The sequence below is a fragment of the Rummeliibacillus pycnus genome (assembly GCF_044359855.1).
GTDB lineage: Bacteria > Bacillota > Bacilli > Bacillales_A > Planococcaceae > Rummeliibacillus > Rummeliibacillus pycnus_A.
In genome coordinates, this window is the sequence record NZ_CP132291.1 from 459,429 (window position 1) to 474,163 (window position 14,735).

Annotated in this window: 13 protein-coding genes; 2 read left to right on the forward strand and 11 right to left on the reverse strand. The window is 35.0% G+C overall.

Annotated elements, in window-relative coordinates; translation table 11 throughout:
* Positions 1–251: 251 nt before the first annotated feature.
* The 4 genes from Q8X41_RS02255 to Q8X41_RS02270 form a co-directional block, all read right to left on the reverse strand.
* A complete protein-coding gene (locus tag Q8X41_RS02255; protein WP_397538641.1) occupies positions 252–758 on the reverse strand; it encodes a YusW family protein in 507 nt (168 codons plus the stop codon).
* Positions 759–921: 163 nt separating this feature from the next.
* On the reverse strand, positions 922–1,452 hold the full coding sequence (gene lepB, locus Q8X41_RS02260) for a signal peptidase I (protein ID WP_397538642.1): 531 nt from the start codon (positions 1,450–1,452) through the stop codon (positions 922–924).
* Between the two features lie 200 nt (positions 1,453–1,652).
* Positions 1,653–2,282 (reverse strand): hypothetical protein, encoded by a 630-nt coding sequence (locus tag Q8X41_RS02265; protein ID WP_397538643.1) that lies wholly within the window; start codon positions 2,280–2,282, stop codon positions 1,653–1,655.
* 578 nt (positions 2,283–2,860) lie between these two features.
* Complete coding sequence (locus Q8X41_RS02270) at positions 2,861–3,910, reverse strand: DUF4097 family beta strand repeat-containing protein (protein ID WP_397538644.1); 1,050 nt, start codon at positions 3,908–3,910, stop codon at positions 2,861–2,863.
* Between the two features lie 176 nt (positions 3,911–4,086).
* Between Q8X41_RS02270 and Q8X41_RS02275 the strand changes: the two genes are divergently transcribed.
* Together Q8X41_RS02275 and Q8X41_RS02280 are read left to right on the forward strand one after the other, a co-directional pair.
* Positions 4,087–5,370, forward strand: coding sequence for a glucose-6-phosphate isomerase (locus Q8X41_RS02275; protein WP_397538645.1), 1,284 nt, complete (start codon positions 4,087–4,089; stop codon positions 5,368–5,370).
* Positions 5,371–5,422: 52 nt separating this feature from the next.
* On the forward strand, positions 5,423–6,391 hold the full coding sequence (locus Q8X41_RS02280; protein ID WP_397538646.1) for an NAD(P)-dependent alcohol dehydrogenase: 969 nt from the start codon (positions 5,423–5,425) through the stop codon (positions 6,389–6,391).
* Between the two features lie 148 nt (positions 6,392–6,539).
* On the opposite strand, the gene Q8X41_RS02285 is transcribed toward Q8X41_RS02280, so the two are convergent.
* The 7 genes from Q8X41_RS02285 to Q8X41_RS02315 form a co-directional block, all read right to left on the reverse strand.
* The gene (locus Q8X41_RS02285; RefSeq protein ID WP_397538647.1) at positions 6,540–8,204 is read right to left on the reverse strand and encodes an alpha-glucosidase; all 1,665 of its coding nucleotides are present in this window, start codon (positions 8,202–8,204) and stop codon (positions 6,540–6,542) included.
* Complete coding sequence (locus Q8X41_RS02290) at positions 8,201–9,238, reverse strand: LacI family DNA-binding transcriptional regulator (protein WP_397540184.1); 1,038 nt, start codon at positions 9,236–9,238, stop codon at positions 8,201–8,203. Before Q8X41_RS02290 ends, Q8X41_RS02285 begins: the two co-directional genes overlap by 4 nt.
* Before the next feature lie 22 nt (positions 9,239–9,260).
* The gene (locus Q8X41_RS02295) at positions 9,261–10,076 is read right to left on the reverse strand and encodes a carbohydrate ABC transporter permease (protein WP_397538648.1); all 816 of its coding nucleotides are present in this window, start codon (positions 10,074–10,076) and stop codon (positions 9,261–9,263) included.
* Entirely contained in the window at positions 10,076–10,936 is an 861-nt protein-coding gene (locus Q8X41_RS02300; RefSeq protein WP_397538649.1) for a carbohydrate ABC transporter permease, read from the reverse strand. Before Q8X41_RS02300 ends, Q8X41_RS02295 begins: the two co-directional genes overlap by 1 nt.
* 388 nt (positions 10,937–11,324) lie before the next feature.
* Positions 11,325–12,635, reverse strand: a complete 1,311-nt coding sequence (locus Q8X41_RS02305; protein WP_397538650.1) for an ABC transporter substrate-binding protein — start codon at positions 12,633–12,635, stop codon at positions 11,325–11,327.
* A 99-nt stretch (positions 12,636–12,734) separates the two neighbouring features.
* On the reverse strand, positions 12,735–13,826 hold the full coding sequence (locus Q8X41_RS02310; protein WP_397538651.1) for an ABC transporter ATP-binding protein: 1,092 nt from the start codon (positions 13,824–13,826) through the stop codon (positions 12,735–12,737).
* Positions 13,827–13,846: 20 nt separating this feature from the next.
* The gene (locus tag Q8X41_RS02315; protein WP_397538652.1) at positions 13,847–14,734 is read right to left on the reverse strand and encodes an ROK family protein; all 888 of its coding nucleotides are present in this window, start codon (positions 14,732–14,734) and stop codon (positions 13,847–13,849) included.
* Position 14,735: the final 1 nt, after the last annotated feature.

Genomic DNA, 14,735 nt, shown 5'->3' on the forward strand with positions numbered 1-14,735 from the left:
ATATACGTTTTATACCTAAAAAAGTTTCATACTGTATAATGTATCCAGAATCATTATTCCAAATTCATAGTTCCATAAACATTTGATTAAATAAACTATTCCTTAATTATTATTAGATTTTTTATCAAACTCAATTCATGAGTATTAATTTGATAAAGGAATAAATAAATATTCTCGTTTTGCGTAATCAAAAAAATAAAACGACATTCTAAAATGAACATCGTTTTAAATGTTAGGATTCAGAAACACTTCTATGGAGTAAAAGTATATTTCTTTTTCGTTCCATCAGAAAACTTAACATCTAACTCTATTTTATGATAGTTGGGATCGAGGTTAAATACTTTAAGAATTTGCTTCTTTACTTCTTCATCTGGTGTATTGACATCGAACTTTAGCTGTTTGAATAGTGGTTCAAGTTTCGTATAAGCTGCGTTACCTTCAATTTTCTGATTTTTACGTTCATCCGAAATTGAAACATCTGCACCATTAGTTCGATTTTCAAAATCAATCTCATATGTTTGATTAGATCCATAGTCAGCGTCTAGTTTGAACTCAGAAAAATTAAATGCTTTGTTTTGTGTATTATCATTCGTTTTAGTCGTATCATTTGCCCTATTCGTTAAATCATACGCACTGCCTTCCGAAGTTGGAGCATTATCTTTTACATTTGATGCATTATTAGATTTATTTCCACTTCCACAACCAACTAATATAACTGTTAGAATTGATACCGCTAAAAAAGTTGACCATTTCATCATTTTACAATCAATCTCCTTTCTAATAAGTATGGTTAGCATTCCCAATTCAAAAACATTAATTCCAAATTGATTTAAAAAAAGATGAAATTAGAGATTAAAGAATTTTTAAACTGATGGATTAAAAAAAGCAGCATGCTTAATATTTGCATGCTGCTCCTGAACTCTATTCACTATATTTAAAATCTTGATTTAACGGCTTTAAACGAAACAAAACTTTGGCACGGACTTCTTTATGGAAGTCGATTGTTCCGAAATCTCTAGAATCCATTGAATGGTTTCGATTATCTCCCATTACAAATATTTTACCTTTATCAACTTTTATATCAAAGTCATTTGTGTCCATCGGTTCCTTAATATAGGGCTCATCAACTGCTTTGCCATTTCGGTAAAGAACATTATCCTTTATCTGAATATGATCTCCAGGTAAGCCTATTACACGTTTAATAAACAAATCATGCCCAGCTACAATCTCTGCATCAAAGCTCACAATATCGTCGTAGTGAGGCTTTTGATACTTATATGCAAGTCTACTAGAAATTAAATAATCTCCTTCATGTAAGCTATTTTCCATACTATCCCCAATCACAATTTCAGGAGAAATAACAGCACGAAAGCTAATTACTAAACAGATCATCACAATCAATGTTAGAAAAAATTTTCGTAAATCCTTTAGTAAACTTGAATACTTACCCATAAATTCACTCGCCTAATTTCTTTATATAATCATCTGAATCTATTATCTTAATAATCTTATTTTTTATGGAACTTTGTCAATTCAAAAATGAATAAAACCTGCATTCTTTTATGAATGCAGGTTTTTGTATACCGATAAGTTTAATTTAAACTAAGCAAAATATACTGCTTACTTTCAGAAAGATTTGTATAGGAAAGACCTTATTTCCATTCTTTTAACGTTTTCTCATACGTTACTTGGTTCATCAAACGTTGAATCCCTCTTGATTTGTCGATTGCAAGTTGCATCTCTTCTTTATAACGTTCAAGTTTATGCTGCTTTTTAGCAATGACTGCTTCGATTGAATGTGGCATCCAAGGTTGAAGGAAAGGTTGATTTCGTGCATTACCGTATTTTCCCGATAATGCTTCAACATATGCCGTATTATACGATTTAAGTGGACCGTTTTTCATCGAATTTACGATGTCTCTAGCGCTAGCAAGATCTCCTAAACGAACTGCCCGTTGAAATTCGTAATCTTGCTGTCCATCAGGTTGATTTTTGAACTTTTCGATCAGACGATCCAGTGCTGCAATTTCATCTTCCTTTGAACCTTCTTTAATCGCAAGAGCATATGCATATGTTGGATTTCTTTTTTGATTACGTACTTGACGAAGTATCGCTTTTGTATTTTTTGAAGATGTCATTGTATAAGCATAGTAACCAACTATCGCAACTGCAAGAATTGTAAAAAATGCAACGGAAAAACTAGTTGGTACTTTTAACCAAATAAAAATTGCACCTATTACCAATACAACTAGGTAAAACATTAATAGTCTTAAAATATTCATATCAATTCTCCAATACTAATAAAGTGAAACTTAACACAGTGTAGGTGTTCTTTATGCCCACGGTATGTTAGTTGAACCAATCGGACATTTATGGACAGTTGATCCCCAAACTATCTTCTTGCGTTTTACTTGAGTTTTGTAGTGAGGGTCTTATTGCCCGTTAATGCGGGATAAAATGATGGGTAAACCAACATTACTATCTTAACAACGTCCTACGAAATGAGCAATGAATAGGGGTGACTAAGTTGAAAAACATTTTAGTACATTTCAATAAATGTACAATTTAATCAATTTCATAAATCTATTTTTGTTTTTTAGATACGAACATTTTAATACATTAACTTTTTCATATTCAGATGGGGAAGTTTCGCTACAGACGGCGCTTTCCACGGGCTTGGCTTCAATCTCCTCGTCACTTCGTTCCTGCGGGGCTTTCAGCTCAAGCTTTTCCCGTAGGAGTCGCCGTCTTTCGCTCCACAATGAACATTCTTGTAATTGTCAAACAAACTCAGTAAGATTAACAATTGATTTTTCATCAATATAAACAGACGCTGCAAGAAACAACAGCGCCAATAGTTTTATGCCTTATTAGATTTTATATCAACAATGATTTTCCCAACAGCCGTTTTTAACCGTACTTTTGGTAGGCCATTTCCATATATATAGTTTCGTCCTGATTGACCGAATACTTCAATTTTCCCCAAATCAGAATCAGCCTGTATATGGCCATTTGTCAATACTCGATCGGTTAACAGTTGAATACGCCCCATATCTGTTTCAAGATGAATAGTATCTTCGATTGTCGGTACATACATTTCAATGCGTCCGTTAGCCGTATTGGCATCCACGTCACCGTGTAATGATTCCAGTTCAATGCGTCCATTGTCTGTACGTAATTTTGAAAAAACTGCTCGCGAGTTTGCTATTACAATACGACCATTATCGGTCTCGGAATAGAAATCTGTGAATTGACATTGTTCAATAATAATATCTCCATTATCTGTTTTGGCATTCGCTTCGTTTGCCAAAACTTTTTCGAATTCGATACTTCCATTATCTGTTTCTACTGTAACGACCTTAGATTGTTGGTTACTTAGCTTAATATAACCATTATCATTATCAATAGAAATCTGGTCATATATCTGTTCAGGTACTTGTAATGTAACCGTAGCATTTCCGCCTAAATGCAATCCTACTCGGAAAAATAGAAACTTACGGTAGCTCTCTTCTCTATCAATGGTAATATGTAAAGTTCCGTTAACATTCTTCATTTGAACTTTAGTCTTACTATCCTGATCTTTTATATTTGAATACACATTATGGTCTGGTGAAGGTTTAACAATCACATTAACATCCTTTATATTAATATTTACTTGTTGAAATTGTTCCACATCTAGTGGCTCTATTTGGTTGTTCGTGACAAATTCATCTTCCGTATAAACTTTTAATAATTCCACAGCTATTTCTTCTGCAGTACCTAATGATGAAATGATTTCCCCATCACTTTTACCTTCTTTTCTTCCATTTTCAAAATAATCTTTAAAATCTCGTAATATATCTCTTCTTTCTGAAGGATTTAGTTTCTGTAAAGCAACCTCCAGTTGAATTAAATATTTTTGTTCAGTCATAAATTATCCCTCTTCTCTTTTTCTTTTAAACAAAATAGATAATTGATAGTTTCCCAACATATACTGCTTTGGAAAGAGATAATCAAAAAAATTTGATTTACATTATTCTTCATTCAATTTATATATATGCAACCAATATAGTTACTCTTTCTGAATATGATTCAAAGGAGAACGCCATGAAAATTTCAGTAAATTATTCTGGAGACTACTCAGCAATTGTAACCGCAGAGATAAAACATAAAATTCAGATGATTCACCATGGAATCTATACAAAGACAGCTATTGGAGCTGATTATTTAGGCTGGGTTGATTGGCCAAGCTCTCTACGCCAAGAGTGGTTAAAGGAATTACACGAAACCGCTAATGATATTCGAGAAAAATCAAATGTTTTAGTCGTAATTGGAATCGGTGGATCTTATTTAGGATCAAAAGCAGTGCTAGAGGCATTATCAAAAAATTTCCAACCATTTAATAAATTAGAGGTTATTTTTGCTGGTCATCAAGTAAGTGGTTCTTATTTAAAACAATTGATGCAATATTTGGACAGTAAAGAAGTCACCATCAATGTTATTTCTAAATCCGGTACAACGACAGAACCCGCAATTGCCTCACGCTTCTTAATACAGTATATGGAAAAACGTTATGGAGAACAAGCTTCATCTAGAATAATTGTAACAACTGATGAAAACAAAGGAGCTTTACGCTCATTAGCAATTGAAAAGGGCTATAAACGATTGATCGTACCAGAGGATATTGGTGGCCGTTATTCCGTGTTCACAGCAGTTGGACTATTACCGATTGCTGCAGCAGGTTATGATATAGAAGAATTTATAAATGGGGCGAAAATGGCGGAACAAGATTTAAGAACATTGGATATTGAAAACAACTCAACTATTCAATATGCTCTGATTCGAAAACATTTATATGATTCAGGTTACCCTGTTGAAATTCTTGCTACATTTGATAACAAATTAAAATATGTACAAGAGTGGTGGAAGCAGCTATTTGGTGAAAGCGAAGGGAAAGATGGTAAGGGAATCTTCCCTACCTCTGTTCTCTACTCTACTGATTTGCATTCATTGGGACAGTATATTCAAGATGGTAAACGAATGTTATTTGAGACATTTCTATTAGTTGAAAAAGTAGATGAAGATTTGACGTTATATAAATTAGATCAAAATGGTGATGAATTAAATTATTTAAGTGGCATCTCATTACATGAATTTAATCATGTTTGCTACGAAGCAACCTCGATTGCACACCATCGAGGAGGCGTACCACAAATTGCAATCTCCATCGATCAACTAGATGAGAGACATCTAGGGCATCTTTTATATTTCTTTATGATGTCTTGCGCCTATAGTGCTTATCTTCTTGATATAAACCCATTTGATCAACCAGGTGTCGAAGAATATAAGATGAATATATTTAAATTTTTGAAGAAACCAGGGTATTGTTGAAGAACAATTGATGAAAATTATCCAAATTAATAAAGGATACGGAGGAAAATTATTGAAAGCCGTCGTGTGTAACAAATATGGTTCACCCGATGTTCTTAATTTAACAGATGTAGAAAAACCAATTCCTAAGGACAATCAGGTACTGGTAAAGATTCATGCATCATCTTTGAATTATGGTAATTTAGTGCTTCTAAAAGGAGAACCCTTCTTAGCACGTTTTGCCTTCGGTCTTCTAAAACCAAAATACTCCATACCTGGAGGTGACATTGCAGGTCGGATCGAAGCAGTTGGTAAAGATGTTAAACAGTTTCAGCCAGGTCAAGAAGTATTTGGAGACCTTTCTCTTTCTGGCTGGGGTGGTTTTGCTGAATATGTATCTGTTCCTGAGAATGCATTGGCATTAAAACCAGAAAAAATGACATTTGAGGAAGCAGCAGCGGTACCTATGGCGTCAGTTACAGCCTTACAAGGTCTAAGGGATAAAGGCAAGATTCAGTCAGGACAGAAGGTGTTGATTAATGGTGCCTCTGGAGGTGTTGGGACTTTTGCGGTACAGATTGCCAAATCTTTCGGAGCAGAAGTAACAGGCGTTTGTAGTACGCGAAATTTAGAAATCCTTCGATCAATTGGTGCAGATCATGTCATTGATTATACAAAAGAGAATTTCACCGAAAAAGATCAGAAGTATGACTTGATTCTTGCGGTTAACGGGAACCATTCGATTACAGCTTATAAGCAGTCCTTAAATGCTAAAGGAACTTTTATTCATGTCGGAGGTTCGGGTACACAACTGTTTCAAACAATGACCTTAGGGACTTGGTTCACTTTCACTGGAAGTCAAAAAATGTCTAGCTTATTACAAAGACAAAACCAAAAAGATTTAATTTATATGAAAGAACTCCTTGAAGCCGAAAAAGTAAAACCAGTCATAGATAAAACTTTTAAGATGAGTGAAGTTATAGAAGCATTCAAATATTTTGAACAAGGGCACGCTCAAGGAAAAGTTGTCATTACTGTATGAAAACTTTGAAGGAATAAAAAACGTAAAGAACGAAATCTGGCGAGGCTTTAATAAATTTAATAACCTTCAATCAAATGAATGATTGAAGGTTATTGTATTTCTCGTTATAATTTTTTAACACTGCAGTTTAGTGGTGTTTATCCCATTTTTATATTCTATAAACCCTGGCTTCATATGGAGCAAATTTTAGAATTGTTTCATTCTCATGATCGTTAACTGGTATATTTGCTAATAAAAGATTTTCGTTATTATAATTGATTCCTTCGATCTCCTCTACAATTATCGAATCCCCGGTTAGGTTACATAATATAATTACTTTTTCATTTTCATGAGTTCTTGTATAGGCATAAATGGAAGGATGTTCTTTAAGTACTAAGTCATATAGTCCATAAATGAAAATCTCATTTGTCTTTCGTAATTGAATCATTTTTTTATAGTAATTCAGAACAGAATTGGGGTCTTGTTGCTGCTTCCAAACATTGATCTCCATGTAATTTGGATTTACACCCATCCATGGTGTTCCTGTTGTAAATCCTGCATTTTCTTCATCTGACCATTGCATTGGCGTACGTGAATTGTCTCGGCTTGTTTTCCAAATACTTTTTATCAATTCCTCATGAGTTTGTCCTTTAGCAATTCCTTCATTATAAGCATTCTTGGTTGCAACATCGTTATAATCATCAATCGATAAGAAGTTTACATTCGTCATCCCTAATTCTTGACCCTGATAGATAAATGGAGTGCCTTGCATGAAAAAGTACATAGTTGCTAAGGCAGTTGCACTTTCTCGCCAATACGTTTGATCGTCCCCTAAAGTAGTGACTACTCTCGTATTATCATGATTCTCTATAAATAAAGCATTCCATCCCAAATTTTCTAGAGCTTTTTGCCATCTCGTCAAGACCTTTTTTAACGAAGGTACATCTAATTTATTTTTTTCGGTCGTATCCCAAAGACTTAAATGCTGAAATTGAAAGATCATATTGAATACCCCATCTTGTTCATCAACCCATTCATTCACTTCATCAATTCCAACCCCATTTGCCTCTCCAACTGTCATAATATCGTATTTTGAAAAAGTCTCTTTTTTGAGTTCTTGTAAAAAAGTTGTAATGCCAGTTACATTCATATATTTTTCCCACGCTTTAACAAAACGGAGATCTGATGGGTTTGGCGTGTTTGAATATGAAGAATCCTTTTTGATATGACTAATCGCATCTACTCTGAAACCATCAATTCCTTTATCAAGCCACCAATTAACCATTTCATAGAGAGCGAAACGAACTTCATTATTTTCCCAGTTTAAATCAGGCTGTTTTTTTGAGAAAAGATGGAGATAGTATTGATTGGTTGTCTCATCATGTTCCCATGCAGATCCGCCGAAAATACTGCCCCAATTATTTGGCTCTTCCCCATTCTTTCCATCTTGCCAAATATACCAATTTCTTTTTTGATTTGACTTAGAAGAACGAGATTCGATAAACCATGGATGTTCATCACTTGTATGGTTGATCACTAAGTCAATAATTATTTTCATATCACGATAATGGACCTCTTCAAGTAAATCTTCAAAGTCTTCCATTTTACCGAATTCTTCTAATATAGATTGATAATCGCTAATATCATAACCATTATCATCATTTGGAGAGCGGTACATAGGACTAATCCATATTACATTAATACCTAGATCTCTAAGGTAATCGAGTCTAGATATTAACCCTCTAATATCACCAATTCCGTCTCCATTCGAATCTTGAAAACTTCTCGTGTACACTTGATAAGCAACTGCTTCTTTCCACCATGTTCTTTTCATATTTCACCTCTTTGATTTAAGGCTTTTGTAGATTGTCGTTCAATTAAAGTAGTAGGTACGAAACGATTTTTGATAGGAGCTTGTGTGCTACTCATCTTTTCAAATAAGTAATTTGCTGCTTCTAAACCCAATTGAAATATCGAAATATCCACTGTAGTTAATGGTGGTTTCACAAATGCAGATAAAGCGTGGTTATTAAAACTAACAATTGATATATCATCAGGTACTCGAATAGAAAGTTGTTCTAAGTGGCGAATGATTTCATACGCAACAGAATCATCGTGTGCAATAAGTGCTGTAGGCGGAACATCTAAATGCATGAGCCTATTAATACTTTGAATATCATTTGTTAACTTATTTTGATTATAGATGATATATTCTTCTTTATACTGAAGATCTAAATCTTTTAAAGCAGATTTGAACCCTTCTAAACGGTCTAATGAAACGACATATTCTAGATTCCCTCCTATAAACGCAATTTGCTTGTGACCTAAATCAACAAGATAATTGACTAATTCATAAGCAATTTTGCGATTATTGTTATCAATATATGTAATTTCATCTTCATATTGAAATGGACGTCCTACCATCGTAAATGGAAAATCAGCTTCTTTTAAAAATGCTAATGTGCAATCATTCATTTTTGAGTAGAGTAAAATAATGCCGTCCACCTTTTTGCTTTGTACCATTGATACAACTTCTTGGTAGATTTCTTCTTCGTTACCTCCCGTTGAGAGATACATTCCATATTTGTTCGAATGTGCACTTGTACAGATGCCACGAATGACTTCTGGGAAAAAAGGATTTTGAAATGCAAGAGAAGTGGAATGAGACATGATTACTCCGATCGTTTTTGTACTCTTTGCAGCTAAATTTCTCGCTTGAAAGTTTGGATGATAGTTTAATCTATCCATCACTTGTCTTACTTTTCGCTTAGTTCTTTCACTAATTCTTGGACTATCTGAAATAACCCGAGATACAGTCGATGGCGACACATTTGCTTCCCTTGCAACATCTATGATCGTAACTGCCAATGGGCTTCCATCCTTCCATTGATTATTTAACGGCACCTTCAGATACACCTTTAATAATGGATTTCTGCGCAAAGAAATAGGCAATGATTACTGGAATGATGGCCAACGTTAAACCCGCTAATGCAAGGTGCCACTGTTTAGTATACTCTCCGAAGAAAAAGAACATTTTTAATGGAATCGTCTCCATACCTTTTTGGTTAATCACTAAAGATGGTAATAAATAATCATTCCAAATCCAGATAGTATTCAAGATCCCAACTGTGACTGTTATTGGTTTAAGCATTGGGAAGATGATATACCAAAATATTTGAAATTTATTTGCTCCATCAATTGTTGCCGCTTCATCCAAGGATTTTGGAATCGAATTTAAAGCACCATGGTATAAGAAAATGGATAAACTTGCTCCGAATCCTAAATACATAAAAATTATGCCCATACGATTTAGCATTTCAACTTTCCCGAAAATAGTAATAAGAGGAATCATGACAGACTGAAAAGGAATTAACATAGCAGCTACAAATAGAAAGAAAATTACAGTACTCGTACGACTCTTTACACGAGATAATGCATAAGCTGCCATCGAAGAGAAAATAATGATCAATGCGACACTGATCACGAGAATTAGTAGCGAATTTCCGAACGTTCTTAAGAAATCTAATTCTTTAAAAGCCTGTACATAGTTATCAAATGTTACTGAACCCGGTGGCTTTAATGTATCTTCGAAAATTTCCCGCTTTGATTTTAATGAATTGACAAGCATTAGATAGAATGGAAGTAGCCAAATAACCCCTAATGCAATACCGATGATTTCAAGTGGAATTAAATAAGTTTTCCGCATTACATTTCCACCTCACGCTTCTTATTGATATAAACTTGAACTAAAGCGATAACTGCTACAATAATGAAGAAAATGACTGCTTTTGCTTGTGCATAGCCCATATCATACTTTGTGAATGCTGTATTAAAGATCTCCATTGCGACCATTTGTGTTGAGTTAAAAGGACCTCCAGCTGTTAATGATAAATTTTGATCGTACAGTTTAAAGGAATTGGATAGGGTTAAAAACATACTGACAGTAAATGCTGGTGCAACGAGTGGAAATAGCACATAGCGGATTTTTTGAAAAGCATTGGCACCATCTATGTCTGCAGCCTCTAGTAATTCCTTTGAAACACCTTCAATATGAGCAATATAAATAACCATTATATAACCTGCCATCTGCCAGCTCATTAATATAGTTAGTCCCCAAAAACCCGTACCAGGAGTAGATAACCAACCTTGTAAACTTTCCATTCCGATTAGTTCCCCAAAGCTTTCAAAAACCTTTGTAAAAACAAATTGCCATATAAATCCGAGTATTAAACCACCGATTAGATTTGGCATGAAGAAGATCGTACGTAATAAATGATTCGTTTTTAGTTTTGCCGTTACAAGTAGGGCAAGTCCAAGACCAATTACATTGATTAAAATAACAGAAACGATTGAAAATTTTGTTGTAAACCATAATGAATCTAGAAACTTTTCATCTTGAAATAATGCTTTGTAATGATCAAAGCCAACGAATTTGTTTGTTTGAATGCCATTCCAGTCAGTGAACGAATAGTAGACGCCGACCAATAAAGGAACGATTACAACGATTGCCAGTGCTAGTAAAACAGGTGCTAGAAAGAGCCAATAGGATATATTTTTTGTTCGCATTTTCTCACCTCCGATTACAGAAAGCAAATTAAGTTATAATGATTCATTAAAATCTAAGCTACTCAAAAAGTGATGGATTGTTTATTTTTGAAGACAATATTTTTATTAAAAAGAAACATATGTTTATGTTCATTTTGCGAGATGCCATGATCAGTTAGAATTTATCGAAAAAGTAAAAGTAAAAATAACTGGTTTTTAGAATAGTTATATTGTGTGACCATCCAAGTTGAAGTGGAATTAGCGTAGACTCCTGTGGGAAAACGGACTAGACGAGACCCCGCAGGAAGCGAAGCGAACGAGGAGGCTCGTCAGTTCGCCCACGGAAAGCGGAGCTAATTCCACTTCAAATAAAATCTATATTAGTACCCTCACTCAAATCAGAGTATTATTATTTTCGATCCTTTTCCCATGCTTTTTTCGTTGCATCGATAACTTCATCCCATGAAGCTTTTTTGCTCAAATATTTTTGGATTTGAACACCTAACTCATCCTGACCCCAACCTGTTGGGTATCCCATGAATGTCCAACCGATTGTTTTTCCTTCGCTCGCATAATCATAAACAGCTTTTGAAAGTGGATCTGAGATCTTAGATGAGTCATATCCATTGTAAGCTGGGATAAATTTGAAATCATTTAACACAGTCGCTTTACCTTCTTCAGATGTGTACAGCCAATCTAAGAATTTCTTGGATTCAGCAATTACTTTTTCATCAGCCTTACTGTTTACGCCCCAATACATTGGAATCCCTACAGGAACACTATCACCTTTATAGCCTTCAACAGGAATTGGTAGTAAACCAATACCATTGTTTGCAAAGTCCTCATCAATTCCAGCAATTGAACCATATACCCAGTTACCTTGTTGAATGATGGCTACTTTTTGAAGTGAGAATAATTCTTCAACTTGTTTTGAGTAGTCTAAACTTACTGTTGGTTGTACAGAGTATTGATTTTGTAAATCTAGCACTTTCTTAAATGCATCTTTATATTTGTAGTCTACTTTTTTCGAATTAAAAGCTGTTAATACGTTGTTATCAAACTCTGGAGCCAAAAATGCATTCGATAGATGTAATCCAGTTACCCAAGTTTCTTTACCTGGTAAGGCAAATACAGCTTTTAGACCTAATTCTTTTTTCTTGCTATCTAATTCTTTTACAGCTTTTTCAAAAGATGCGAAATCTGTAATGGATGCTGGATTAATTCCCGCCTTTTTGAAAACATTTTTATTATAGATAAAACCATAACCTTCTTGATTGTATGGGAGTCCTAATACTTTACCATCAACTGAAACACCATCAAGTGTGCCATCTAAAGCAGCTTTTGCTGAAGCAGTATCGGATAAATCCGCAAGTTTATCATTCCAATCGGCTACATCCTGTGGTCCACCGATATTATAAATTGAGGGTTCTTTACCTGAAGAGAACTTCGAGCGAAGTGCTGCACCATAGTCTTCACCGCCACCAACTGTTGTGATATTGATTTTTACATTTTTATTTTCCTCTTCATATTTCTTGGCAACTGCTTCAAATTGATCTTTGAATTCTACCTTAAATTGAAAGACATCTAATGTTACTGGCTCCACTTTTTGTTCTTTCGGTTTATCTGCTGTTTTCTCTTTGTCAGAAGCACCACAACCTGTTAATATTGCCGCTACACCTAAGGAAGCAGCAAGCATTCCTGCACGCCACATATTTTTCATCTTTTCCCCTCCGAATTTTCAAATATCGAACTAAGTGAAAACGTTTGCACAAAACTGCGTGAAGCGTATGCTAACATATGGTCTATGTTATGAATTTATTCACTGTATTCGTAATTCTGAATTTTTATCGAAAAAGTGAGCAAATTCTAATTGCATTGAGAAGTTCAGTTGATCATCAGGACGTAGTGATTCTTTTGAATCGATTTTCCCTACAAAAGATTGACCTTCGATGGATGAAAAAACCATTTGTTCGGAACCGGTTAATTCTGTCATTTCAGCCTGCGAAGCAAACGTAAATATTTTGCTATGAGCTGGAACAGGTTTTGCTTTTGCAATATATTCTGAACGAATACCCATGACAATTTCTCTTCCATTGTGTGCATTGAGTAGTGCATGGTGTTCCTCTGGTAAAGGTATTTTTAATGCACCAATTTGGAAAATACCTGATTCATATGTTCCGTTAAAGAAATTCATAGAAGGTGTGCCTATAAAGCCTGCAACAAAAATATTGGCCGGAATATCATAGACCTCTCTTGGTGTGCCTATTTGTTGAATGACTCCATCCTTCATGATGACAATTCGAGTAGCCATTGTCATGGCTTCCGTTTGATCATGCGTAACATAAATCGTTGTCGTTTTTAAGCTATTGTGCAATTTAATTATTTCTGTACGCATTTGTACTCGTAATTTGGAATCCAGGTTTGACAAAGGTTCATCCATTAAAAAGATATTGGCATCACGTACAATTGCTCTACCTAAAGCAACACGTTGGCGCTGTCCACCAGAAAGAGCTTTTGGTTTACGCTTCAAATAGGGGGCCAAATCTAGAATTTTCGCCGCATTTTCAACTCTTTCTTGAATCTCTGTTTTCGGAACTTTTCTCATTTTCAGCCCAAACGCCATATTGTCAAAGACACTTAGATGTGGGTATAATGCATAATTTTGAAATACCATGGCGATATTTCGATCCTTCGGTTGAACGTCATTCATCCGTTTTCCATCAATGAATAATTCCCCTTCCGAAATATCCTCAAGACCAGCAATCATTCTTAAAGTTGTACTTTTACCGCATCCTGATGGACCAACAAACACGATAAATTCTTGATCTTCGATTTCTATATTAAATTCAGAAACTGCTTTAACTTTTGCGTCATAAATCTTGGAAACTCCTCTTAGGGTTAATGTAGACATTCTTTATCACATCCTTTTACTTAATCTTGTACAAGTAAGGCTGCTCCAAGCATTCCAGATTCGTTGCCAAAAATGGCTCTTCTTATTTCAAGTGGTTGCAATTTTAAAGGGTTTACTTTATCAATCAACAAGTCCCACCAATCATTAGCGGATTCTGAAACGCCACCGCCAATAACAACGCAATCAATATCTAATACGGCCTGCAAATTGGATATGACGAGTGATAAATCTGTTAAAAATCGTTCTCTCACTTCAATTGCATTTTGCTGCCCATTAGCTGCTAATCGAAATAGTTGCTGAGGTGTAACGAATGCATTAGTTACGGGGTCAATAACACGTTTTTCTGCAATTAATCTTCTTATCGCTGTGCCTGAAACATATTGTTCGCTACATCCTTTTCTACCGCAACCGCACGGTAAACCATGTGGATACAAAATTAAATGACCGACTTCACCTGCCCCACCATGAGCACCATTCATCACCTTGCCATCAAATACAAGTCCACCACCTAGACAAGTGCCTATTGTTAAACAGATCACACGGTCGAATGCCTTTCCTGCACCTAACTTGGCTTCAGCAAGTGCGGCACAATTTGCGTCATTATTAACTTCTACTCGAATTTTGGTAGCAGCTTCTAGCTGTGACTTTACTTCTGTCCCTTCCCAGCCTTCTAACTCTTTTTCATAAAGGATAATTCCTCTTTCGTAATCAACCATTCCCCTTGTGCCAATTCCAATTCCAATGACATCCGGATATTCGACAAGTAACTTCTGAATTTCATTTTCTAAATAGGGATATACCGGTATTTTAGTAGGAATTGTAACATCTTTGAGTACTTTTTTTGTTTTAGAGATAACTCCCAAACGTATTTTAGTACCTCCAATATCAATACCAATTATTGAACCCATC

Excerpts from the sequence above, each read along its gene's own strand:
- Q8X41_RS02310 (WP_397538651.1), bottom strand. The coding sequence starts at position 13,826 with ATGTCTACATTAACCCTAAGAGGAGTTTCCAAGATTTATGACGCAAAA.
- Q8X41_RS02265 (WP_397538643.1), bottom strand. The coding sequence starts at position 2,282 with ATGAATATTTTAAGACTATTAATGTTTTACCTAGTTGTATTGGTAATA.
- Q8X41_RS02255 (WP_397538641.1), bottom strand. The coding sequence starts at position 758 with ATGATGAAATGGTCAACTTTTTTAGCGGTATCAATTCTAACAGTTATA.
- Q8X41_RS02300 (WP_397538649.1), bottom strand. The coding sequence starts at position 10,936 with ATGCGAACAAAAAATATATCCTATTGGCTCTTTCTAGCACCTGTTTTA.
- Q8X41_RS02270 (WP_397538644.1), bottom strand. The coding sequence starts at position 3,910 with ATGACTGAACAAAAATATTTAATTCAACTGGAGGTTGCTTTACAGAAA.
- Q8X41_RS02275 (WP_397538645.1), top strand. The coding sequence starts at position 4,087 with ATGAAAATTTCAGTAAATTATTCTGGAGACTACTCAGCAATTGTAACC.
- Q8X41_RS02295 (WP_397538648.1), bottom strand. The coding sequence starts at position 10,076 with ATGCGGAAAACTTATTTAATTCCACTTGAAATCATCGGTATTGCATTA.
- Q8X41_RS02315 (WP_397538652.1), bottom strand. The coding sequence starts at position 14,734 with ATGGGTTCAATAATTGGTATTGATATTGGAGGTACTAAAATACGTTTG.
- Q8X41_RS02285 (WP_397538647.1), bottom strand. The coding sequence starts at position 8,204 with ATGAAAAGAACATGGTGGAAAGAAGCAGTTGCTTATCAAGTGTACACG.
- lepB (WP_397538642.1), bottom strand. The coding sequence starts at position 1,452 with ATGGGTAAGTATTCAAGTTTACTAAAGGATTTACGAAAATTTTTTCTA.
- Q8X41_RS02305 (WP_397538650.1), bottom strand. The coding sequence starts at position 12,635 with ATGAAAAATATGTGGCGTGCAGGAATGCTTGCTGCTTCCTTAGGTGTA.